We start from the raw sequence: 21,390 nt of genomic DNA, 5'->3' as shown, positions 1-21,390 counted from the left end.
TTCAAATGCGGACTGCCTTAGTGCCCCGTCCGTCGATCGAAATGCTGGTCCTGCAGTCGACGCCGTTCTGTAATCTCGACTGCTCATATTGCTATCTGCCTGACCGCAATTCGAAGCGCAAAATGTCGATGGCAACCGTCGAGCGCACCTTTGAGAAGGTGTTCAGAAGCCCGTTCTTGTCGGGACACCTCACGGTCCTTTGGCACGCCGGCGAGCCGCTGGTTCCCGGTACCGCATATTACGCAGATGCGTTTGCGGTCATCGAGCGGCTGCGTCCCGCCGACTTAGTCGTCAGCCATAGCATCCAGACCAACGCCACTCTCCTGAATGAGGAATGGATTGATCTCTTTCGCGCCCATGACGTGCGCGTCGGCGCGAGCATTGACGGTCCGCAGGAGATCAACGATCGTAGCCGTAAGACGCGTTCGGGCGGGGGCAGCTTCGAGCAAACAATGCGTGGCATTCGCTTGTTGCAGGAGCACCGTTATCCATTCCATGTGATCACTGTACTGACGCAGCAATCGCTCCAGCAGCCGCAACAACTATTCGACTTCTATGTCGCCAACGGGATTGAACGTATCGCCTTCAATGTTGAGGAGATCGAGGGGGTTCACGGCACCTCCTCTTTGTCCGGCGAGGGCGCCGATCGGAACGTCCGCCGCTTCTACGAAACGTTCATGGCTCTGACAGAGTCTGCCGGCGCCAAGATCGAGGTGCGCGAATTCGTTGGTGCATTCGATGCGATCGCCAGGCCCGAAAGCGCTGGCTACGGCAATCCGCTTGCCGAGCCGCTCCGTACGCTTTCCATTGGAGCCAATGGCGAAATCAGTACTTTCTCGCCTGAACTCCTCGGCTACGCCAGCCCACGTCATGGCCATCTTGTTTTTGGGAATATCCACCAGCACGAGATCGCGGATGTGCTGCAGGATTCCACCTTCCTCGCGGTGAGCGAGGAAATCGCGCGCGGACAGGCCCGCTGCAGAACGAGCTGCGAATATTTTTCAATCTGTTTGGGAGGATCGCCGGCCAACAAGCTGTTCGAGAACGGAAGGTTCGACAGCACTGAGACATTATTTTGCCGGCTGAGCAAGAAGGCAGTCATCGATGTCGTATTGGGACGTATGGAAGCAGAACTTCACCTCGCTCTATGAACGGTTGAACGCAAGTCTGCAATCCACCACCGGAATCCTGACGTCAAATCCATTGGCCGTGCTCATCTTGATTGCCGTGGTCGCCGCAGGATCAATCGAGGCATATCGACACCGGTTGAAGCTGACCAGCCTGCTGGAGAACGGCAAAGACGGCAAAATCATCGTCAACAGTCCGACAGTCTATACGCGCCAACGTTTGGTCAATGACCGTCTGGATCAGGCGCGATGGCTCAGGAAACAGCTTGATTATACCGAACTGGACAAGCGCGAGTCCGAATTCAGGAGCATCGACGCGATTCATAAAGTGGCCAGCGAGCAACGCGCGACCATCAGCGGCGGCGTATCGCGATCGCCATCGACCGATGATGTGTCAAAGAAAGAAGATGCCAACTCGAAGAAGGATCAGGCGGATATAGCGGTCGAATCCACCACGATGTCGCAATTTCGCGCAAAAAATGCGTATCGGGAGGAAGTCAGATCAGAGATCACGCAGACGGAACTCGATGATAGGCATGACATCAAGGGCAATACCATCTTTCGGCTGACGTTCGACACGTCAATAGTTGCCAGCACCAAGCGAGGTTCTGTTGCGGCCATCGTCGTGAGGTTGAGTCATGATCCGGAGCATGAGCAGGCGACTTGGATCAAAAATCTGTACGAAAAGGATTACCAGGATCTCTTTGAGGAGTGGGCGACCAAATTCCAAGACAATATATCTTCGTCCATGGAGAAAGTAGCGCAGTCAATTGACTCCGCGTTTCCCGACCAGCGCCTGCGACTGCTGTTCAACGATTTTTTGCTGCGACGTGTCTGTCAGTTTGCTCGTGGCGATGTGGACCTGCGCAAAGGTCCGTTGCCTTGCCGGGCTGGCGACAGGGAGAAGGCGGAGGAGTTGCTTGCATCTTATACGGCGCGGCGTCTTGCGCTGCTGCGCGATACCAAAGACAAGATATTCTGGGAGTCTCTAACAAATCTTAGAGATAACCCGAGTCTAATATTTCCGAATGTTTCGAGGGAATCGTTCATCGCCTCCGCAGCCAATATTTGCGTCAACAGCAACGGGGCCAATTCGATCGAAATTTGGCGATTGGGAATAAAGCCGGCGCAGCAAATGCAGACCGCCGGCGGTTCGCAGCAAAGTTCGGGAGCGCAAGATGCAAGCTCCCCAAATCCATCCGGGGTGTCACTCAATTCCGGCTCAAATCTGTCTCTTACGCAAATAGGCTGCCCGTTCTCCGACAGCCTTAGAGAGCGCCTCGTCTCGGGCGTGATGTTGTACGAAAAGCTCTTTGCAATTGTGTCGCTGAAGAAACAGGACAAACAGGACGAGCAGTCCGGGCAGAAGCAGGGCGAGCAGACTGATTATGGCAATCTAGCCAGACTGGTGGCTGGTGATCTCCTCGACTGCAATGTGATCGAGGATTGCTTTGTCACTCCCCGTCGGCTCAGGTGTTTCTCGGCGGATTTTCTGAAATCAAAGCTTGACGAGTTCGCGAATCCTTCAGCTAGACGTTTGAGGCGCATCGGCAGTTTCCTGACATTGCGAGTGGTTGGGCGTGAAACGGTGGATTGCAATCTCGCGGTGTCTCCCTTTCCAAAGGAGTTTGAGGCGGAGGCAAGTCCGGCGTTGCTGGCTTCCAACCCGCCATATCTCCAGGCATTTGTAGAGGCGCTGAACGAAGGTACGGATGCGTTCGCGTACAGCGTGACGCCGAAGAATCTCTCCGAGAATATCTCGACAAGTGCTGAAACCCGAGATGCCTATGAACTGCTCATGAGGGCCGAGGGAAAGGGAGTCGACTTCGCCAACTTTCTGAATAAGCGGTCCCGTGACTACCGAGCCATAGTGTCCCATCCGATCGTCGTCGGATTCGGCGCCTCCGACTACTCGTCAGCGACCACGCGGGGCTCCTCAATTCGGGACGTCGATTTCGGCTGGATCGTGGCCGGGCGGATGACCGAGGATGACACATTCGAGCAGATCGATGGGCAATACCCCCTTTCTGCTTTCATTTCGGTCCCTGGATGGTGGCAGACCGTCAAAGTATCGATTGCAACGTGCTGGCTCAGCCGAAGCGATGTATCCGAACTCGCGCCAATTCTCTCGGCGAAGAATATATGTCCGGGCATCGAGGCTGCGAACGACAATATTCCCGTTCGCCTACCGGCGGCCGTACCCGAAATATCTCACAAGCTGGGATTTGACGTAGTAAGGCAGCCGTCCATCTTCAATCCGAAGCAGCAAGAATTGATCGTCGGGCAAGCTGGCGCTTTGCTGATCGAGGGACAGAGACTTTGGCGGAGCACGGAAGTCACGGCAGGCGCGCAGCGTGCTGATAAGATTACGATCCTGCCAAATATGGAAGGGATCCTTGCGGAATTCGAATGCGTGCTGCCTCCATCCGGTGACCGAGAGGTGTTGACGCGTCAGTCGGTCGACGCCGACCAGACGGTCACGAATGATCTCGTGCGCGTCTGGACCAGCGAAGGGGTGGCCGAGCCGTTGCCCGTGAGGTTTATCTGGCCGACGAAGGTGGCCGGCAAGCACCAGAAGGTAGCTTGTGACCAGAGAAGCTCGGATCAGCCAAGTAAGTCGAAATCAAAAACCGACGTTCCCAGCGGTGCCGGCGTTGCTCCAGGCGCACCACCGTCCTAATGCGCCTCGTCCCAGTTGTTCGCCGCGCGCGCATCCACATGCAGCGGCACCGACAGCAGCACGGCCGGAAACGGCGCGTCCTGCATCACGTGCTGCACGACGGGCAGCGTCGCCTCGACCTCGGCGTCCGGCACCTCGAAGATCAGTTCGTCGTGCACCTGCAGTAGCATCTGCGCCGACAGCTTCTTGGCGGCGAGCGCGTCCTCGACCCGCGTCATGGCGCGGCGGATGATGTCGGCGGCGGTGCCTTGCAGCCGCGCGTTGATCGCGGCGCGCTCGTTGAAGGCGCGCACCGAGGCGTTTGAGGCCTTGATATCAGGGTAGTGGCACTTGCGGCCGAACAGCGTGGTGACATAGCCGTGGCTGCGGCAGAAGTCCCGCGTCTCGTCCATGTAGGCGCGGATGCCGGGGAAGCGCTCAAAATACTTCTTGATGTAGGCGGAGGCTTCCTCGCGCGCGATGCCGAGCTGGTTGGCGAGGCCGAAGGCCGAGATGCCGTAGATGATGCCGAAATTGATTGCCTTGGCGCGGCGGCGGATCTCGCTCGGCATGCCCTTGATCGGCACGCCGAACATTTCGGACGCCGTCATCGCGTGGATGTCGAGCCCATCGCGAAAGGCCTGCTTCAGCACGGGAATGTCGGCGATCTCCGCGAGCAACCGCAGCTCGATCTGCGAATAGTCGGCAGAGACCAGCTTGTGCCCGGGCGTGGCGATGAAGGCGCGGCGGATTTTCCGGCCGTCCTCGGTACGCACGGGGATGTTCTGCAGGTTCGGCTCGTTCGACGACAGCCGGCCCGTTGTAGTCGCGGCCAGCGCGTAGGTCGTGTGCACGCGATGGGTCTGCGGGTTGACATAGGTTGGCAGCGCGTCGGTGTAGGTCGATTTCAGTTTCGAGACCTGGCGCCACTCCAGGATCTTCTTCGGGAAGTCGTGGCCCTGCTCGGCGAGCTCGTCCAGCACTTGCGCGGTGGTCGACCATGCGCCGGTCTTGGTCTTGGTGCCGCCTGACAGTCCCATCTTGCCGAACAGGATGTCGCCGATCTGCTTGGGGCTGCCGACATTGACCGGCTCGCCCGCGATCTCCTGGATCTCGGCCTCGACCCGCGCTGCGGTCTGGGCGAAATCGCCTGACAGACGCGACAGCACCTGGCGGTCGATCGAGATGCCGCGCCGCTCCATGCGCGCAAGCACCGCGACCAGCGGCCGCTCCAGGGTCTCGTAGACCGCGGTCATGTGCTCGGCGACGAGGCGCGGCTTCAGCACGCGCCAGAGCCGCAAGGCGACGTCGGCGCCCTCGGCCGACAGCGCCGCGGCCTTGTCGATCGGCACCTGGTCGAAGGTGATCTTGCCCTTGCCGCTGCCGAGCAGCTCGTTTTCCTTCAGCATGGCATGGCCGAACCAGCGCTCGGACAGCGAGTCCAGTTCCTGCGAGCCCCGGCCGGCATCGAGCACGTAAGAGATCAGCTTGGCGTCGTCGGTGTTGCGCAAAATGATGCCGTGCTGCGCCAGCAGCACGGCGGCGAATTTGACGTCGAAGCCGATCTTGAGAATGCCTGCCGATTCCAGCACCGGCCGCAGCGCTTGAACCGCTTCTTCGTGCTTGACCTGGTCGGGCGCGAGACCGGCGTCGAACAGGCCTGCACCGCCGCCGGATTGCTTGTGTGCCAGCGGTACGTAGCAGGCATCGTTCGGCGCCAGCGCCAGCGCGATGCCGCAGAGATCGGCCTGCATCGGATCGATGGAGTTGGCCTTGATCTCGATCGCGACATGCCCGGCTTCATGAATGCGCGCGATGAAGGCGCTGAGCTCCCTCGGCGACTTGATCGCCTGATATTTGCTGCGGTCGACCGGCAGCTTGCGCATGGCCTCTTCACGCGCGGCAGCCAGCGAGACCGGCGCGCCCTTCAGGCTCGCCGACTTGTCGCCCTTGTCGCCGCCCGTCGGGCCCGCAGCAGGGGCCGCGAAGAGATCGCCGGAATCCCCTGATGGCTTTGCTTTCGCCGCGCCATCGCCGCCCCGGGCGCTGCTGCTGTTGCTCGCATCGGCGTCGACATTGGCGGGATCGATCTGCGAATAGTCGGCGACGCGGCGCGTCAGCGTGGTGAACTCCATCGCCTTGAGGAAGGCGATCAGCTTGCGCGCGTCGGGCTCGTGGACGGCGAGGTCGTCGAGCGGCACGTCCAGCTTCACCTTGTCGTCGAGCAGCACGAGCTTGCGCGAGATCCGCGCCTTCTCGGCGTTCTCGAGCAGCGCCTCGCGCCGCTTGGGCTGCTTGATTTCGCCGGCACGGAACAGCAATTGGTCGAGGTCGCCATATTCGGTGATCAGCTGCGCCGCGGTCTTGATGCCGATGCCGGGCACGCCGGGCACGTTGTCGGTGGAATCGCCGGCCAGGGCCTGCACCTCGACGACCTTGTTCGGCGGCACGCCGAACTTCTCGATCACCTCGGGGATGCCGATGCGGCGGTCCTTCATGGTGTCGTACATCGTGACGCAATCGGTCACGAGCTGCATCAAATCCTTGTCGGAGGACACGATGGTCGCGCTGGCGCCGCGCTCGCAGGCCTCGCGCACATAGGTCGCGATGAGGTCGTCGGCCTCGAAGCCGCCTTGCTCCAGGCAGGGCAGGTCGAAGGCGCGCACTGCTTCGCGGATCAGCGCGAATTGCGGGATCAGATCGTCGGGCGCCGGCGGCCGGTGTGCCTTGTATTCGGGGTAGATCGCATTGCGGAAAGTCACCTCGGACTTGTCGAAAACGATGGCGAGGTGCGTCGGCCGGTTGTCGGCGGGCATGTCACGCAGCAGCTTCCACAGCATGTTGCAGAAGCCGAGCACGGCGTTGACCTGCAGCCCGTCGGACTTGCGGTTCAGCGGCGGCAGCGCATGGTAGGCGCGGAAGATGTAGGAGGAACCGTCGACCAGGAACACGTGGTCGCCCTTGCCGGCGGCCTTCGCCGCAACCGGTTTGGCAGCAGCTGGCGCGGCGGCCGCCTTGGCAGCAGGCTTATCGGCGGCTTTCGGCGTGGCAGGCTTGGTGTCAGCCTTGGCGGGGGTCTTCGGAGAGGTTTTTGGCATGGCCGCAATGTATGAATTTTTGCGGGCTTTGACAGCCTTGAGTGGGGGATTTTTGGGCGGATTCACACCTCTCGTCGTCCCCGCCCCCCGCGCAATTGCGCACTAGGCAGGGACGACAGCGAGGGTGTGGCTACTCCGCCGCCTGCAACCGCACGCCGGCCTTCTTCGGCGCGATCCAGAACGCGTCCGGCCGCTCGAACAGGAAGCGCGCGTTGAGGCGCAGCGCGATCTGCCAGATCGCGAGCGCGCCGAGCACGCCGGCGACGGTGACGATCAGCGACACCGTGCCGACGTCGGGGATGATTCCGCTGCGCAGCAGCAGCGTCCGTGTTGCCGCCATCGGCAGGAAGAAGGCGAGATAGATCACGATCGAATGCTCGCCGCAGAAGCGCAAGGCGTTCATCCAATTTGCACGCGCGAGCAACGTGCCCATCGTAATGATCGCGCAGGCGCCGGCAAAGCCGAGCAACAGCGAGACGATCGCCCATTCGCTGACGCCCCAAGCGACGAGGCCGGCATTCACCAGCGCCCAGGTCGCGAGCGCCGCGAGCGCAAGCGCTGGATGCTTCCGTGCGCGATCCGACAGCGCGAACACGTAAGGCGCGAACAGATAGCCCGAATAGAAATAGACGAAGCGCGCGGAAAATTCGTCGATTGTGGTCCAGCCGGTCGTGATGCGGTCCGTCTCCAGCGCGGCGGCAATGAGCCAGATCGCGAGGGGCGGCATCTTGCGTGTCAGTTTTGTGACGACGAAGAAGATCGGCAGCAGATAGATGAACCACAGCGTGCCGAACGGCTCGATGAAGGATTCCAGATACAACAGGCCGGCGTGGTGCCAGCTCGTCTCGGCGGCGAAAGCGGGCGCCTTGAATCCGAATTGGATTGTCACCCAGACGACATAGAAATAGGCGAAATGCACCACTTTGCGGTCGAGATAGGTGCGCCAGTCGCGGTCGATCACCAGCGCCAGGAACAGGCCCGAGATCAGGAAGAAATCCGGCATCCGGAATGGCTTTGCGAAGGCCACGGCGACATGCATGAAACCGGTCTCGCCGGCGGCGAGCTCGACCCCCAGCACCGAATGCATCATCACGACCATGATGATGCAGATGCCCTTGGCGTAGTCGACCCAGTCGACACGTGCGGCAGCCGTGGCCTCAACGCCTCCGCTGCCTGCGATTGTGCCTGTTGGTGCCATGGTGTCTCTTTTCGAGGCGTGTTCCGCCCCGTCCTGTTCGGGGGTGGGTCAGTGTGGGGCCGCTACGGTTTCCCACTTCTTTACCGATTCACTTCCCGTGCCGCTTTTTTCGCTGCGGACTGTTCCTTCCCCGCGAGAAAATGCTAAACCGCCCCGCGCCGGGGTTTCATTTTCGTTAACCAATCTAAAAACAGGGATTTTCATGCGTATCGCGATGATCGGCACGGGCTATGTGGGACTGGTGTCCGGAGCTTGCTTTGCCGATTTCGGTCACGACGTCACCTGCGTCGACAAGGACGAGAAGAAGATCGCGGCGCTCCATCGCGGCGAGATCCCGATCTATGAGCCCGGCCTCGACGAGCTGGTTGCGACCAACGTGAAAGCCAAGCGGCTCGACTTCACCACCGACCTGAAGAAGCCGGTCGCAGAAGCCGATGCCGTCTTCATCGCGGTCGGCACGCCGTCGCGCCGCGGCGACGGCCATGCGGACCTGTCCTACGTTTACGCCGCCGCGAAAGAGATCGCGCAGTCGCTTTCCGGCTTCACTGTCGTGGTGACGAAGTCGACCGTGCCTGTCGGCACCGGCGACGAGGTCGAGCGCATCATCCGCGAGGCCAATCCCAACGCCGACGTCGTGGTCGCGTCCAATCCAGAGTTCCTGCGCGAGGGTGCGGCGATCCGCGACTTCAAGTTTCCCGATCGCGTCGTGGTCGGCACCTCCGACGAGCGCGGCCGCAAGGTGATGGGCGACATCTACCGTCCGCTGTCGTTGAACCAGGCGCCGCTGATGTTCACCGCGCGCCGCACCGCCGAGATGATCAAATACGCCGCGAACGCGTTCCTTGCGACCAAGATCACCTTCATCAACGAGATCGCAGACCTGTCCGAAAAGGCCGGCGCCAACGTGCAGGAGGTCGCGCGCGGCATTGGCCTCGACAACCGCATCGGCACCAAATTCCTGCATGCCGGTCCCGGCTTCGGCGGCTCGTGCTTCCCGAAGGACACCAAGGCTCTGATCAAGATCGCGCAGGACTACGACGTGAGCTTGCGCATCGTCGAATCCGTGCTGGCGGTGAACGAGAACCGCAAGCGCGCGATGGCGCGCAAGGTGAGCCAGGCGCTCGGCGGCAATCTGCGCGGCAAGACGGTTGCCGTGCTCGGCCTCACCTTCAAGCCCGACACCGACGACATGCGCGATGCGCCGTCGATCCCGCTGGTCACAGGCCTCATCGACATGGGCGCGACGGTCAAGGCGTACGATCCCGTCGGCATGGAGCAGGCCAAGGGCGAGCTGCCTGACATCACCTATTGCGAGGACGCCTATTCCTGCGCGCAAGACGCCGACGCGCTCGTCATCGTCACCGAATGGGTGCAGTTCCGCGCGCTCGATCTCGACCGGCTGAAGAGCGTCATGGCGCAGCCCGTCGTCGTCGATCTGCGCAACATCTACCGCCCCGAAGACATGGAAGCCGCCGGTTTCACCTACGACAGCGTCGGCCGTCCGCCGGTACAGGGCTGATGATTCTCGATCGCGGATGATTCCGTCATGGCCGGGCTTGCCCCGGCCATCCACGTCTGTTTTCTAGTCCAGGACGTGGATGCCCGGCACAAGGCCGGGCATGACGACCGGATAGATATTTGCCCCGCAATTTCGACACGCCCCTCCCGATCGATGCCGTGCTCGACGAGCTCTCGCGCACGCTGGAGGCCAATAACGCCGCCGTGCTGGTGGCGCCGCCCGGCGCCGGCAAGACCACGCGCGTGCCGCTCGCCCTGCTCGATGCCCCCTGGGCTAAGGGCAAGAAAATCATCGTGCTGGAGCCGCGCCGTATCGCGGCGCGTGCCAGCGCCGACCGCATGGCCAAATCGCTGGGCGAGCGCGCTGGTGAGACCGTCGGCTACCGTGTCCGCTTCGGCTCCAAGATCTCGCGCGCGACGCGCATCGAGGTGGTGACCGAGGGCATCTTCACCCGCCAGATCCTCGACGATCCCGAACTGTCAGGCATTGCCGCCATCCTGTTCGACGAATTTCACGAGCGCTCGCTCGATGCCGATTTGGGCCTCGCGCTGGCCCGTGATGCGCAGACCGGCCTGCGCGAGGATCTGCGCATCCTCGTGATGTCGGCGACGCTCGACGGCGCGCGCGTCGCAAAGCTGCTCGGCGAGGCACCCGTCGTCGAAAGCGAGGGCCGCGCCTTCCCGGTCGACACCCGCTATCTCGGCCGCAAGGCGGATGCACCGATCGAGCGGCAGATGGCCGATGCGATTGCATCCGCGCTGCGCGCCGACAGCGGCTCCGTGCTGGCCTTCCTGCCGGGCGCCGCTGAAATCCGCCGCACCCAGAATTTTCTCGGCGAGCGCGTACAGGATGCATCGATCGAGATCGTGCCGCTGTTCGGCGCGCTCGATGCCGCCGTGCAGGACCGCGCCATCGCGCCGGCACCCAAGGGCACGCGAAAAGTGGTGCTGGCGACCTCGATCGCGGAGACCTCGCTGACCATCGAAGGCGTGCGCATCGTGGTCGATTCCGGGCTGGCCCGCGTGCCGCGCTACGAGCCCGACATCGGCCTGACGCGGCTCGAGACCGTGCGTGCCTCCCGTGCGGCGGTGGACCAGCGCCGCGGCCGCGCCGGCCGCACCGAGCCCGGTGTCTGCTACCGGCTCTGGGACGAGCCGCAGACCGCGTCGCTCGCGCCCTACACCCAGCCGGAAATTTTGAGCGCCGACCTGTCCTCGCTGGTGCTCGATCTCGCGCAATGGGGCGTCGCCAATCCCGCCGCGCTGTCATTCCTCGACCCGCCGCCGGCGCCGGCCTGGAAGGAAGCCAAGAGCCTGCTCTCCGAGCTCAACGCGCTCGATGGCGACGGCCGCATCACCGCGGAGGGAAGAAGCCTGCGCGCGCTGGCGCTGCCGCCGCGGCTGGCGCGCATGATCGTGGATTCGCATCGCGCCGGCGAGGGCGAAGCCGCCGCGGAGATCGCCGCCATCATCACCGAGCGCGGGCTTGGCGGCGACAGCGTCGACCTCGAGCATCGGCGCGACCAGTTCCGCCGCGATCGCTCACAGCGCGCTTCAAGCGCGCGCGACCTGGCGCGGCGCTGGGCCTCGCAAGTGGCGGCGTCGGAGAAAGCGGGGCCGCAGGAGGATCTTTCGACCGGCCTGATGCTCGCTTATGCGTTCCCGGACCGCGTCGCACGCAATCGCGGCAATGGCAGCTTCGTGCTCGCCAATGGCCGTGGCGCGGCCGTCGAGCAGACCTCCTCGCTCGCCCGCGCGCCCTATATCGCGATCGGCGAAATGACGGGCGCGGCGGCCAGCGGCCGCATCCTGCTCGCCGCGCAAATCACGGAGGGCGAGATCGAGCGGCATTTCGCCGAGCATATCGAGAGCGCCGACGAGATTTCCTTCGATCGCGGCGCGATGGCGTTGCGCGCGCGGCGCAAGCGCGTGTTGCATGCGATCACGCTGTCGGAAGCCACGCTCGCGGTCTCGCCATCGGAGGACACCGCGCGCATCCTCGCCGATGGATTGATCGCCGCTGGTCTCGACCGGCTGCCCTGGTCGAAGGCCGCCAAGCAATGGCGCGACCGCGTGATGTTCTTGCGCAAGGCCGAGGGCGACAACTGGCCCGACCTGTCGGACGAAGGGCTGATCGCGCGGCGTGACGACTGGCTGGTGCCCGCGCTCTACGACAAGATCGCGCTGAAGGACATTTCCCCCGGCGATCTCTCCGACGCGCTGATGGCGCTCTTGCCCTGGGAGATGCGCGCGCGGCTCGACCGCGAGGCGCCGACGCATTTCGAGGCGCCCACCGGAAGCGTGCTCGCGATCGACTACGAGGCGGAGCAGGGGCCAACGATCGCGGTGCGGCTGCAGGAATTGTTCGGCCTCAACACCCACCCCTCGATCGCGGCCGGCAAGGTGCCGCTGGTGCTGGAACTGCTGTCGCCGGCCCAGCGCCCGGTGCAGGTGACGCGTGATCTCCCGGGCTTCTGGCGTGGCAGCTACAGTGCCGTGCGCTCCGACCTGCGCGGCCGCTACCCGCGCCATCCCTGGCCGGACGATCCGGCCAGCGCAGTGCCGACCCGCCGGGCGAAGCCGCGCGGGACGTGAGAAACACGCCGGCCCATTAACCCTCCGCTCATCCTTTTCGTCAAAATAGCAGCGCTCCGGCTGCGGCTCCGCTCGCGGACGGACGCCTCGCGTGGTGAAATCGGGCTTTCGGCTCGGAAGTGGTGTAATGCGTAACATTATGATCTTCGCGGCCGTCATGATCGGCCTCGGCACCTTCATGGCGCAGATGGCGGACAAGATGAGCTCGGCGTCCGCCACGTCAGCGCCGCGCACAACGATTGCCGTTGCGGCGACCGCGCCGGCCGGAGGCCGCAGCCTCGCCATTTCCCGCGACGGCCGCGGTCATTTCCAGACCGAGGGCCGGATCGAGGGGCAGCGCATCGGATTCATGGTCGACACCGGCGCCTCCGTGGTTGCGCTGAATGAGACCTCGGCGGCCCGCTTTGGTCTTCGTCCCTCGCGCAGCGAGTACAACGCCACCGTCTCCACGGCCAACGGCACCATCAAGGCCGCGCGCACCCGCATCGCCATGCTCGATGTCGGCGGCCTCATCGTGCGCGACGTCGATGCCATGGTGCTGCCCGACGCGGCGCTGTCGGAGAACCTGCTCGGCCTCTCCTTTCTGTCCCGCCTGAAGCGCTTCGAGTATGCCAACGGCCAGATGGTGCTGGAGCAATAGACTGGCTCTGGGCCGGGGAGGCCTCCCTTAAGGCCAGTTTGGGTGCTATATTCCGCCCATGGACAGGCCCGACCCGATTACCATCCTGCGACAGTCCGAGCACGCCCTTCGCGAGCGGGGCGTTTTGCATGCCGCGTTGTTCGGTTCGGTCGCGAGGGGTGACAATCATCCCGGCAGCGATATCGACATCATGGTCGAGATCGATCCAGACGCGCGGATCACTGTCTTCGACTACGTCGAGCTCAAGGAATACATCTCCAATCTGTTTGATGGCCCGGTTGACGTCGTCAATCGCGACGGTCTGAAATCATACGTTGCTCCTGCCGCGACGGCCGATGCTGTCTATGCCTTCTAATCGGATCGACGGGACCCTGCGGGACATCTTGCATCACATCGATTTGGCAGCCGAGTTCGCCGGCACGGCAGATCGCCAGGCATTCGCGGCGGACCTGCGGGCGGTCTATGCTGTAACGCGCTGTCTGGAGATCATTTCAGAAGCCTCTCGCCGTCTGCCGGAGAAGCTGAAAGAAAGGCACTCAGCGATCGCATGGAGACAGATGGCGGCGGCAGGCAATGTCTATCGCCACAACTATGAAGATGTTGCAGCACATCTTGTGTGGGAGACTGTTCAGCAGGCTCTGCCAGCTCTCAAGGCAGTCGTCGAAGAGGAGATAGCACGGCTGCAGAGTTAGCCCATTCCGGTCATACATTTGGTGTCGCCTTCGCGGTAACGTTTCTTCGTTACCAAACTGCCGCAATTATCGGCCATAAGCCTGCATTCCCGCCTTCCGCCGCGGCCCGGCATTCGCTAAGGCTGCCTCAATTCCCGCCCCCATTCACGAGACCGTCTCAATGTTCCCGAAGCCGAAATCCGTATTGTTGCCCAACACCTACGCCTTCGAATCCGAGCCGATGGTGAAGCCGACGGGCTTTCGTGAATACGACGCGCGCTGGTTGTTCCAGAAGGAAATCAACCTGATGGGTGTGCAGGCGCTCGGCATGGGGCTGGGCGCGTTGATCGCCGAACTCGGCGTCAAACAGGAGATCGTCACCGGCCACGATTTCCGCGGCTATTCGGCCTCGATCAAATACGCGCTGATCTCCGGCCTGATGGCCGCGGGCTGCAAGGTGCACGACATCGGGCTCGCGGTGACGCCGATGGCCTATTTCGCGCAGTTCGATCTCGATGTGCCCGCCGTTGCAATGGTCACGGCCTCGCACAACGACAACGGCTGGACCGGCGTGAAGATGGGCGCCAACCGTCCGCTGACCTTCGGCCCCGACGAGATGACGCGGCTGAAGGAAATCGTGCTCAATGCCGAATTCAAGAACAAGGCGGGCGGCTCCTACCAATTCCACGAGAATTATCCGGCGCGCTACATCGCCGATCTCACCTCCCGTCCCAAGCTGAAGCGCAAGCTCAAGGTCGTCGCGGCCTGCGGCAACGGCACAGCGGGCGCGTTCGCGCCGCAGGTGCTGGAGGCGATCGGCTGCGAGGTGATCCCGCTCGACACCGAGCTCGATCACACCTTCCCGAAATACAACCCGAATCCGGAAGACATGGAGATGCTGCACGCGATCCGCGATGCGGTGCTGCATCACAAGGCCGATGTCGGCCTCGGCTTCGACGGTGACGGTGACCGCTGCGGCGTCGTCGACAACACCGGCGAGGAGATCTTCGCCGACAAGGTCGGCGTCATGCTGGCGCGCGACATGTCGGCGATCCACAAGGACGCGCATTTCATCGTCGACGTGAAGTCGACCGGCCTGTTCGTCACCGACCCCGTGTTGCAGAAGCAGGGCGCCAAGACCGACTATTGGAAGACCGGCCATTCCTACATGAAGCGCCGCACCAACGAGACCGGCGCGCTCGCGGGCTTCGAGAAGTCCGGCCATTTCTTCTTCAACAAGCCCTATGGCCGCGGCTATGACGACGGCCTCGTGTCGGCGATCGCGATCTGCGACATGCTCGACCGCGCCCCCGGCAAGTCGATGGCGGATCTGAAGGATGCGCTGCCAAAGACCTGGTCGTCGCCGACCATGTCGCCGCATTGCGCCGACGAGACCAAATACGGCGTCATCGACCAGGTGGTGAAGCACTTCGAAGGTCTGCAGGCCAAGGGCGCCAAGATCGGCGGACAGTCGATCCGCGATCTCGTCACCGTCAACGGCGTACGCGTCACGGTCGAGGACGGCAGCTGGGGCCTGGTCCGCGCCTCCTCCAACAAGCCCGAGCTCGTCGTGGTGGTCGAGAGCCCGGTCTCCGAACAACGCATGCACGACATGTTCGAGATGGTGAACAGCGTGCTGCGCACCCATCCCGAAGTCGGCGAGTACAATCAGAAGATCTGATCGTTCGCGCTCAGCCTCCCGGCGGCCCGAACAGGGCGCGCAGCTTCGCGCTTGCGCCGCGCGTTTTCCAGGCGTCGCCCAGCATTGCGATCCATTCGCCCAGCGCGATCCGGATCGGGTTGAAGGACGGGGTGCCGCCGACCAGGCCGAAACGGAGCGGCTGATCCGTGGGACGCTCGGCAAAGGTGCCGAACAGGCGGTCGAACACGATCAGGATGCCGCCGTAGTTCCTGTCGAGACACGGCTCGTTGCAGGCATGATGTACGCGATGATGGCTCGGCGTGTTGAGCACCCATTCGAGCACGCCGAGCTTCGGCGCGAAGCCGCTGTGGATGAAGAACTGATAGAGCTGGTTGATCCCGAGCATCGCCACGATCGCGAGCGGGTGAAAGCCGATCAGAGCCAGCGGCAGGAAGAACAGGAAATTGCCCGAGATGTTGCCGGTCCAGCCGAGCCGGATCGCCGCCGTCAGGTCCAGTCGCGTCGTCGAGTGATGCACCGCATGGGTCGCCCACATCCAGCGAATCCGATGCGAGGCGCGGTGCTGCCAATAGTACAGAAACTCGCTGCCCATGAATAATCCTGCGAGCGCAAGCGGAGCGGTCTGCTCAAAGTCGAACAGCCGGTGTTCGTACAGGAAGGCGAACGGCACGGCGAGAATACCGGCCTCGATCGCACGGAGCAGGTTCTGTCCCAGCGCGACGCCGAACGAGGCGACGCTCTCGCGCCAGTCGTGGGTGTCGTGGTGTGCGAGCCGGCCGATGCCATATTCGAGCAGCATCAGGCCGACAGCGGTTGCCAGGATCGCGCGCCGAATCGGCGGATCGAGCAGGAGAGAAGCATAGGCCACGACGTCCCCCTATTTCGGGGCGACGCCGGCGCGGACGGCGCCGTCCCGTAGCGCCTGCGCGCGAGGCAGCGCCTGTGCGCAGGACGAGGTGAGCTGGCCGGCATGGGATTGCAAGCAGGCCAGGATGCGTCCGCCACCCGGCGCGACGTTGCTGCAAAGGCCCTCATAATCGGTACGGCAGGCCTGCATGACGGTACGCGCTTCGTTGCGCATCTGCGGCGTGATCTGCGTTTGCAGCTGGCTCTGGGCCCATGCGGAGGTCGAGGCGCCGAGGACGACGATGGCCGCAGCTTGCGGCAGGGCACGGACGATTGATGTCATGGTGCTGATCCTTTCTGGTCTGTTTCGATGGACCGTCGCCGCCCGGGGGCAGATGCGGCGACGGTCCGCCCGCTCAGCGCGAGACCGTGCCGGTGCGGGTGTAGGTGTTCCCGGCAGGACCGGTACGTGTGGCGCTGCGCGTGCAGCTGCCATTGGCGCAGCTGCCGCTCACGGTGACGCTCGAGGTGCCGCGCGGCCCGCTCGCCGTCGCCGACCGCGTCCAGGCATTGGCATCGGCTGCCGCGGCAACCGAGAGGGTGCCGATGACGAGTGAGGTCAGGAAGAACTTGGTCATGGTCGTCGTCTCCTTGTGGGAGGCTGCCTTAAGCGGAGCCACGGGAAGAGACTGGTCGAGCCGCGTCTGCGGCGCATTGCCGGCACGAAACGATTGTTATGGCTTTGTCGGCCTCGTGTAACACTATGTAACAAGAGGGCCCGCGCCCTTGCTTGACGCCGGCCGTTGCCCACAATGCGGTCATGAACACGCAAGCAGCCACGATTCTCATGGTGGAAGACGACCCGGAGATCAGCCGCCTCGTCGCCGACTTCATGCGGCGCGAGGGGTTCGAGATCGCCTGCGTCGCCGACGGCAAGGCGATGGACTCGATGCTCCAGCGCGTGCGGCCCGACCTCGTCATCCTCGATCTGATGCTGCCGGGCGAGGACGGGCTTTCGATCTGTCGTCGCTTGCGGGCGGACGATTCGCTTCCGATCCTGATGCTCACCGCCAAGAGCGACGAGATCGATCGTGTCGTCGGTCTCGAAATGGGCGCCGATGATTATCTGACGAAACCGTTCGGGCCGCGCGAGCTGCTGGCGCGCGTCCGTGCCATCCTCCGTCGTGCCGGCGGGGTACCGGTAAAGCCTCTGCTTCGGCGCTTTGCGTTCGACCGCTTCGTCATCGATCTTGATTCGCGCAGCGTCGAGACCGTCGAGGACCCGATCGCGGCGCTGCAATTGACCAGTGCGGAGTTCGATCTGCTCGGCTGCTTCGTGCAGCGCCCGCGCCGGGTGCTGACCCGCGACCAGATCCTCGACTGGACGCGTGGACGTTCGGCCGAACCGTTCGACCGCACCGTGGACATGCTGATTTCGCGGCTGCGCAAGAAGCTCGACGGCGCCAGTCCCGGCTCCAACCTGATCACAACGGTGCGCAATGGCGGCTATCTCTTCACCGCGAACGTGAAGCAGGTGTCATGATGCTGCGCGTGACGCTCGCCGCCCGGCTGGCTCTGATCGGACTGGTCGGATTCACGGTTGTGGTCACCGTCGTCCTGGCGGTCTTCTATCGAACCACGGTGCACGAAAACGAGCTGACGCGGCCTTCGCCGGCGCGGCTCGATGCGCTGGCAACGCTGCTCGAGCGCATGTCCGGCGACGCGCGGCAGGCCGTTCTCGATGCGGTGTCGTCGCCGCAATTCATGGCGCGGATCGTGCCGTCGGGCGCGCCGGTTGCCGGCGAGACGCCGCCGCAGCAGGCACAGTTGCGCGAGACCTATGCGGCCGGCCTTGCGGGCCGCGCGGTGGAGATCGTATCTCCGCCCGATCATCGCGCCAGCCGTCTGTTTCCCCGTCTCGCACGGCTGATGGCCAATGCCGTCGAATTCCGCATCGGACTGCGCGGCGGCGATCTTCTCATCATCGATGCCTATACCCGCCTGCCGGTGACCCCGTTCGGCCTGCCCGTCGGCTTTGGCGCCGGCCTGTTCGGCTCGATCGTGGCGCTGCTGGCGCTGATCGTCATGCAGCGCGAGACGCGACCGCTGGCGCAGCTCGCCGCGGCGGTCGATCGGGTCGATCTGTCGGCCGATCCTCCGACGCTGCCGGACGCCCGCCGCAGCGCGCCGGAAATCCGCGCCGTCATCGCCGCGTTCAACCGCCTGCAAGGCCGCCTCGCCGAGATGTTGCGTGCACGCATGACGCTGGTCGGGGGCATCGCCCATGACGTCAGGACGTTCGCGACCCGGCTGCGGCTACGGGTCGAGCACATCGCCGACGATACCGAGCGACAACGGGCGGTCGCCGACATCGACGACATGATCCGGCTGCTGGACGATGCGCTGCTGTCGACGCGGGCCGGCGCCGGCGGCCTGTCACAGGAAATGGTCGAGCTCGCTGCGCTGATCGGCGTCGAGGTGCACGACCGGCGCGTTCAGGGCAAACCGGTCGCCCTGGTGACGGACGAGCGCGCCCGGAATGCCGTCGTGCTCGGCGACCGGCTGGCGCTGCGGCGGATCTTCGCCAACATCATCGACAATGCGCTCGCCTATGGCCACGCTGCGCATGTGCGAACCGCGACGAAGGACGGTGTCTTCCTCGTGTCGATCGACGATGAAGGGCCCGGCATTCCCGCCGATCAACGCCAGACCGTGCTGGAGCCGTTCCATCGGCTGGAGAAGTCGCGCAATCGCGCGACCGGCGGCGCGGGCCTCGGCCTCGCGGTGGTGCGCAGCCTGGTCGAGGCCCATGGCGGAACGATCGAGATCGCAGCGGCCCCGGGCGGAGGCACCCGCGTCAACGTCGCGCTGCCGGTATTTCGGCCGGCGTGAGACTCAGGCCGCCACCACCGCCGGGATCGGCAGCGCCGTCACCGACTTGATCTTCTCCATCGCGAAGCGCGAGGTGACGTTCTTCAGCGGCACGGCGCTGATCAGCTTCTTGTAGAACACGTCATAGGCCTGCATGTCCGCGACCACGACGCGCAGCATGTAATCGACGTCGCCGGCCATGCGATAGAACTCCATCACCTCGGGCATGGCGCTGACGGCTTCGGCGAACCTTTTCAGCCAGGCGTCGGAATGGTCGGAGCTCTCGACCGACACGAACACGGAGATGCCGAGCCCGATCTTGTTCTGGTCAACCAGGGCAACCCGCTTGATGATCACGCCGTCGGCCTCCAGCCGCTGGATACGCTTCCAGCAGGGGGTCGAGGACAGGCCGACGCGGTCGCCGATCTCAGCGACGGAGAGGGAGGCATCCTCCTGGAGTACCATCAGGATTTTGCGATCGATGGCATCGAGGCGGCGGCTGGTCTCGGGGATCTGGACGGCGACATCAGTCATTTGAAGAACGTTGTTCCATTTCAAGGGCTGATTTCCCTGATATAGAGAAAATCCTTCCACAGCAAGCCCATAATCTCGGCGCAACAGTGGATTGCTCCAGGGTCAGTTGTGCAAAAGCTCTTCAACTTCAACGCGTTGTGGGGCGGCTTGGCCACCGCCATGGCGGGTGCATTTCAGCGCTGCGGCGGCCGCGGCGAATCGCAGCGCCTCCCGGACCTCCGCGCCCTCGGCGAGGCGAAGCGCGAAGGCGCCATGGAAGACGTCGCCCGCGCCGAGCGTATCGACCGCCTCGACCGGGAAGGCCGGGATCTCCTCCAGTTCGCCTGTCTCGTTCAGCCAGATCGTGCCGCGCGGGCCGCGGGTTGCGGCGAGGAAGGCCGGCGTCAGCTGCGCGAGGCGCCTCAAGGCCTCGCCGTCATCAGCGATACCGGCCGTCTCCTGCACCTGTTCGCTGGCGAACAGCAGGTGCGAGGCGGCGGTCAGCAGGCCGTCCTGCAACGACATCGCGCGGTCGACGCCGACGATGACGGGAATGCCGCGCCGGCGTGCTTCGGTGCAGAGGGAGATCGCGAACTCCGCACAGCGGCTCTCGACCAGGACAGCCCGGCAGTCGTCGAGCAGCGTGTCGTCATCGGGCAGCTTGACCGTCCACAGCGCGGGATCGCGATAAATCGTCAGCGTCCGCTCACCTGTCGCGTCGATGATGATCGCAGATACGGGCGTGCTCACATCGGGCATGCGCACGATATGGCTGGTCTCGATGCCTTCGGCGGTCATGCGATCGAGGATAAAGCCGCTCGACATCTCGCGCGCATCGCCCATCGGTCCGGTGAACGCGGCGCGGCCGCCAAGTCGCGCGATCGCGATGGCGGCATTGAGCGCATTGCCGCCGCAGATCTCGGCGAGATGCGTGGCGTTGGCCTTGCTGCCGCGCGCGGGCACGGCCTCGACCCGAAATGTGAGGTCGCGCACGGGAATGCCGATGCAAAGGATGCGCGGCGCGGCCTTCGGTAGCGCCATCGGCGGTCAGCTCTTGTCGTGGACCCAGCGGCCGAGCAGGTGGTGGGCGATGGCGAAGGGATGCGGGCCGGCGAGCCCGTCTGGATGCGTCCGCGTCAGCATCAGGGCGGCCTCCTCGCGCGTGAACCAGCGCGCGTCCTCCAGCTCCATGCGGTCGACGACGATGTCCTCGCTCACGGCCCGCGCGCTGCAGCCGATCATCAGCGACGACGGATAGGGCCAGGGCTGCGTCATGTAATACTGCACGTCGGTGCAGCGAATGCCGGATTCCTCCAGGATCTCGCGGCGCACCGCGTCCTCGATGGTCTCGGCGGCCTCGACGAAGCCGGCGAGGCAGGAATACATGCCGGGGGGAAACTGCTTCTGGCGGCCGAGCAGGCACTTGTCGCCGGAGGCAACGTGCATGATCACGACCGGATCGGTGCGCGGAAAGTGCTCGGCCTTGCACGCCGGACAATCGCGCTTCCAGCCGCCTTCCTTCATCGCGCTGCGGGCGCCGCAATTGGCGCAATAGCCGTGGCGCTGGTGCCAGCTCACCATCGATTTCGCCATCGCGATCGCCGAGAGCTCCTCGGGCGGGATCGCGCCCTGCATCGCCATGCCACGCAGCTCGGTCACGGTGTAGTCCTCACGCCCCACCAGCTTCTCGGCGGCGGCCTGCGCCAGGCCCATGCCGAACACCGCGGCGCCGTCACGCAGGCCGAGAAAGATGGTGCCGGGATTGGCGCCGCACTTCAGGGCCTCGTCGATCGAGAGCAGCGCGCGAATCTTGTCGCCCTCGCGCTTGACCAGCAGCGAGTCGCGATAAACGACATAGGCGCGCGAAGTCGGCTTCTGCTCCATCGCGAACAGCTTCTCGTCGTCGCGGCGCAGATGCGCGGCGCGATCGAGGATGTTGGTGACGAAGGCGGGCTGTCCCAGCGGAAAGGCGTCGAATGCTGACATTATAT

At 64.0% G+C, this 21,390-nt stretch carries 18 protein-coding genes; 10 read left to right on the top strand and 8 right to left on the bottom strand.

Annotated elements, in window-relative coordinates; all coding sequences use genetic code 11:
- The first annotated feature begins 5 nt into the window (after positions 1–5).
- Together grrM and AC0WRY_RS32595 are read left to right on the top strand one after the other, a co-directional pair.
- Positions 6–1,151, top strand: coding sequence for a cyclophane-forming radical SAM/SPASM peptide maturase GrrM/OscB (gene grrM, locus AC0WRY_RS32600; RefSeq protein ID WP_491122428.1), 1,146 nt, complete (start codon positions 6–8; stop codon positions 1,149–1,151).
- Positions 1,105–3,807 carry a hypothetical protein gene (locus AC0WRY_RS32595; protein WP_491122427.1) on the top strand — a complete coding sequence of 901 codons (2,703 nt, stop codon included), beginning with the start codon at positions 1,105–1,107 and terminating at the stop codon, positions 3,805–3,807. Before grrM ends, AC0WRY_RS32595 begins: the two co-directional genes overlap by 47 nt.
- Here AC0WRY_RS32595 and polA read toward each other — a convergent pair.
- Together polA and AC0WRY_RS32585 are read right to left on the bottom strand one after the other, a co-directional pair.
- Positions 3,804–6,884, bottom strand: a complete 3,081-nt coding sequence (polA, locus tag AC0WRY_RS32590) for a DNA polymerase I (RefSeq protein ID WP_491122426.1) — start codon at positions 6,882–6,884, stop codon at positions 3,804–3,806. The two genes, AC0WRY_RS32595 and polA, sit on opposite strands and share 4 nt — an antisense overlap.
- Positions 6,885–7,014: 130 nt before the next feature.
- Positions 7,015–8,082 carry an acyltransferase family protein gene (locus AC0WRY_RS32585; protein WP_491122425.1) on the bottom strand — a complete coding sequence of 356 codons (1,068 nt, stop codon included), beginning with the start codon at positions 8,080–8,082 and terminating at the stop codon, positions 7,015–7,017.
- A 202-nt stretch (positions 8,083–8,284) separates the two neighbouring features.
- Between AC0WRY_RS32585 and AC0WRY_RS32580 the strand changes: the two genes are divergently transcribed.
- The 6 genes from AC0WRY_RS32580 (at position 8,285) to AC0WRY_RS32555 (ending at position 15,187) form a co-directional block, all read left to right on the top strand.
- Positions 8,285–9,601, top strand: coding sequence for a UDP-glucose dehydrogenase family protein (locus AC0WRY_RS32580; protein WP_491122424.1), 1,317 nt, complete (start codon positions 8,285–8,287; stop codon positions 9,599–9,601).
- 119 nt (positions 9,602–9,720) lie between these two features.
- A complete protein-coding gene (gene hrpB, locus AC0WRY_RS32575) occupies positions 9,721–12,195 on the top strand; it encodes an ATP-dependent helicase HrpB (RefSeq protein WP_491122423.1) in 2,475 nt (824 codons plus the stop codon).
- Between the two features lie 127 nt (positions 12,196–12,322).
- Positions 12,323–12,835, top strand: a complete 513-nt coding sequence (locus tag AC0WRY_RS32570; protein ID WP_211415600.1) for a TIGR02281 family clan AA aspartic protease — start codon at positions 12,323–12,325, stop codon at positions 12,833–12,835.
- A 58-nt stretch (positions 12,836–12,893) separates the two neighbouring features.
- Positions 12,894–13,190: a nucleotidyltransferase family protein gene (locus tag AC0WRY_RS32565; RefSeq protein WP_194404786.1), complete on the top strand. Its 297-nt coding sequence runs from the start codon at positions 12,894–12,896 to the stop codon at positions 13,188–13,190.
- On the top strand, positions 13,171–13,527 hold the full coding sequence (locus AC0WRY_RS32560; protein WP_491122422.1) for a HepT-like ribonuclease domain-containing protein: 357 nt from the start codon (positions 13,171–13,173) through the stop codon (positions 13,525–13,527). Before AC0WRY_RS32565 ends, AC0WRY_RS32560 begins: the two co-directional genes overlap by 20 nt.
- A gap of 160 nt (positions 13,528–13,687) precedes the next feature.
- Positions 13,688–15,187, top strand: coding sequence for a phosphomannomutase/phosphoglucomutase (locus AC0WRY_RS32555; RefSeq protein WP_491122421.1), 1,500 nt, complete (start codon positions 13,688–13,690; stop codon positions 15,185–15,187).
- A 10-nt stretch (positions 15,188–15,197) separates the two neighbouring features.
- On the opposite strand, the gene AC0WRY_RS32550 is transcribed toward AC0WRY_RS32555, so the two are convergent.
- From AC0WRY_RS32550 to AC0WRY_RS32540, 3 genes are all read right to left on the bottom strand, one after another.
- Positions 15,198–16,037 carry a sterol desaturase family protein gene (locus AC0WRY_RS32550; RefSeq protein ID WP_491122420.1) on the bottom strand — a complete coding sequence of 280 codons (840 nt, stop codon included), beginning with the start codon at positions 16,035–16,037 and terminating at the stop codon, positions 15,198–15,200.
- Positions 16,038–16,046: 9 nt separating this feature from the next.
- Complete coding sequence (locus AC0WRY_RS32545; RefSeq protein WP_491122419.1) at positions 16,047–16,358, bottom strand: cysteine rich repeat-containing protein; 312 nt, start codon at positions 16,356–16,358, stop codon at positions 16,047–16,049.
- A 73-nt stretch (positions 16,359–16,431) separates the two neighbouring features.
- On the bottom strand, positions 16,432–16,653 hold the full coding sequence (locus tag AC0WRY_RS32540) for a hypothetical protein (protein ID WP_194404783.1): 222 nt from the start codon (positions 16,651–16,653) through the stop codon (positions 16,432–16,434).
- A gap of 182 nt (positions 16,654–16,835) precedes the next feature.
- On the opposite strand from AC0WRY_RS32540, the gene AC0WRY_RS32535 reads away from it, so the two are divergent.
- Both AC0WRY_RS32535 and AC0WRY_RS32530 read left to right on the top strand, forming a co-directional pair.
- The gene (locus tag AC0WRY_RS32535; protein WP_491122418.1) at positions 16,836–17,558 is read left to right on the top strand and encodes a response regulator; all 723 of its coding nucleotides are present in this window, start codon (positions 16,836–16,838) and stop codon (positions 17,556–17,558) included.
- Positions 17,555–18,907 carry a sensor histidine kinase gene (locus AC0WRY_RS32530; RefSeq protein ID WP_491122417.1) on the top strand — a complete coding sequence of 451 codons (1,353 nt, stop codon included), beginning with the start codon at positions 17,555–17,557 and terminating at the stop codon, positions 18,905–18,907. Before AC0WRY_RS32535 ends, AC0WRY_RS32530 begins: the two co-directional genes overlap by 4 nt.
- 3 nt (positions 18,908–18,910) lie before the next feature.
- On the opposite strand, the gene AC0WRY_RS32525 is transcribed toward AC0WRY_RS32530, so the two are convergent.
- The 3 genes from AC0WRY_RS32525 to nudC form a co-directional block, all read right to left on the bottom strand.
- Complete coding sequence (locus tag AC0WRY_RS32525) at positions 18,911–19,420, bottom strand: Lrp/AsnC family transcriptional regulator (RefSeq protein ID WP_025032510.1); 510 nt, start codon at positions 19,418–19,420, stop codon at positions 18,911–18,913.
- 102 nt (positions 19,421–19,522) lie between these two features.
- Entirely contained in the window at positions 19,523–20,440 is a 918-nt protein-coding gene (locus AC0WRY_RS32520; RefSeq protein WP_194404781.1) for a sugar kinase, read from the bottom strand.
- 6 nt (positions 20,441–20,446) lie between these two features.
- Positions 20,447–21,385, bottom strand: a complete 939-nt coding sequence (nudC, locus tag AC0WRY_RS32515; RefSeq protein ID WP_194404780.1) for an NAD(+) diphosphatase — start codon at positions 21,383–21,385, stop codon at positions 20,447–20,449.
- Between the last annotated feature and the right edge of the window lie 5 nt (positions 21,386–21,390).

It is taken from the genome of Bradyrhizobium sp. T-12, from assembly GCF_058314695.1.
This window is presented reverse-complemented; position numbering and strand designations above follow the sequence as displayed.

Bases quoted from the DNA above. Each gene is read 5' to 3' on its own strand.
- AC0WRY_RS32545 (WP_491122419.1), bottom strand. From the start codon at position 16,358: ATGACATCAATCGTCCGTGCCCTGCCGCAAGCTGCGGCCATCGTCGTC.
- AC0WRY_RS32555 (WP_491122421.1), top strand. From the start codon at position 13,688: ATGTTCCCGAAGCCGAAATCCGTATTGTTGCCCAACACCTACGCCTTC.
- nudC (WP_194404780.1), bottom strand. From the start codon at position 21,385: ATGTCAGCATTCGACGCCTTTCCGCTGGGACAGCCCGCCTTCGTCACC.
- AC0WRY_RS32595 (WP_491122427.1), top strand. From the start codon at position 1,105: ATGTCGTATTGGGACGTATGGAAGCAGAACTTCACCTCGCTCTATGAA.
- AC0WRY_RS32585 (WP_491122425.1), bottom strand. From the start codon at position 8,082: ATGGCACCAACAGGCACAATCGCAGGCAGCGGAGGCGTTGAGGCCACG.
- AC0WRY_RS32535 (WP_491122418.1), top strand. From the start codon at position 16,836: ATGAACACGCAAGCAGCCACGATTCTCATGGTGGAAGACGACCCGGAG.
- grrM (WP_491122428.1), top strand. From the start codon at position 6: ATGCGGACTGCCTTAGTGCCCCGTCCGTCGATCGAAATGCTGGTCCTG.
- AC0WRY_RS32565 (WP_194404786.1), top strand. From the start codon at position 12,894: ATGGACAGGCCCGACCCGATTACCATCCTGCGACAGTCCGAGCACGCC.
- polA (WP_491122426.1), bottom strand. From the start codon at position 6,884: ATGCCAAAAACCTCTCCGAAGACCCCCGCCAAGGCTGACACCAAGCCT.
- AC0WRY_RS32530 (WP_491122417.1), top strand. From the start codon at position 17,555: ATGATGCTGCGCGTGACGCTCGCCGCCCGGCTGGCTCTGATCGGACTG.
- AC0WRY_RS32580 (WP_491122424.1), top strand. From the start codon at position 8,285: ATGCGTATCGCGATGATCGGCACGGGCTATGTGGGACTGGTGTCCGGA.
- AC0WRY_RS32540 (WP_194404783.1), bottom strand. From the start codon at position 16,653: ATGACCAAGTTCTTCCTGACCTCACTCGTCATCGGCACCCTCTCGGTT.
- AC0WRY_RS32520 (WP_194404781.1), bottom strand. From the start codon at position 20,440: ATGGCGCTACCGAAGGCCGCGCCGCGCATCCTTTGCATCGGCATTCCC.
- AC0WRY_RS32570 (WP_211415600.1), top strand. From the start codon at position 12,323: ATGCGTAACATTATGATCTTCGCGGCCGTCATGATCGGCCTCGGCACC.
- AC0WRY_RS32525 (WP_025032510.1), bottom strand. From the start codon at position 19,420: ATGACTGATGTCGCCGTCCAGATCCCCGAGACCAGCCGCCGCCTCGAT.
- AC0WRY_RS32560 (WP_491122422.1), top strand. From the start codon at position 13,171: ATGCTGTCTATGCCTTCTAATCGGATCGACGGGACCCTGCGGGACATC.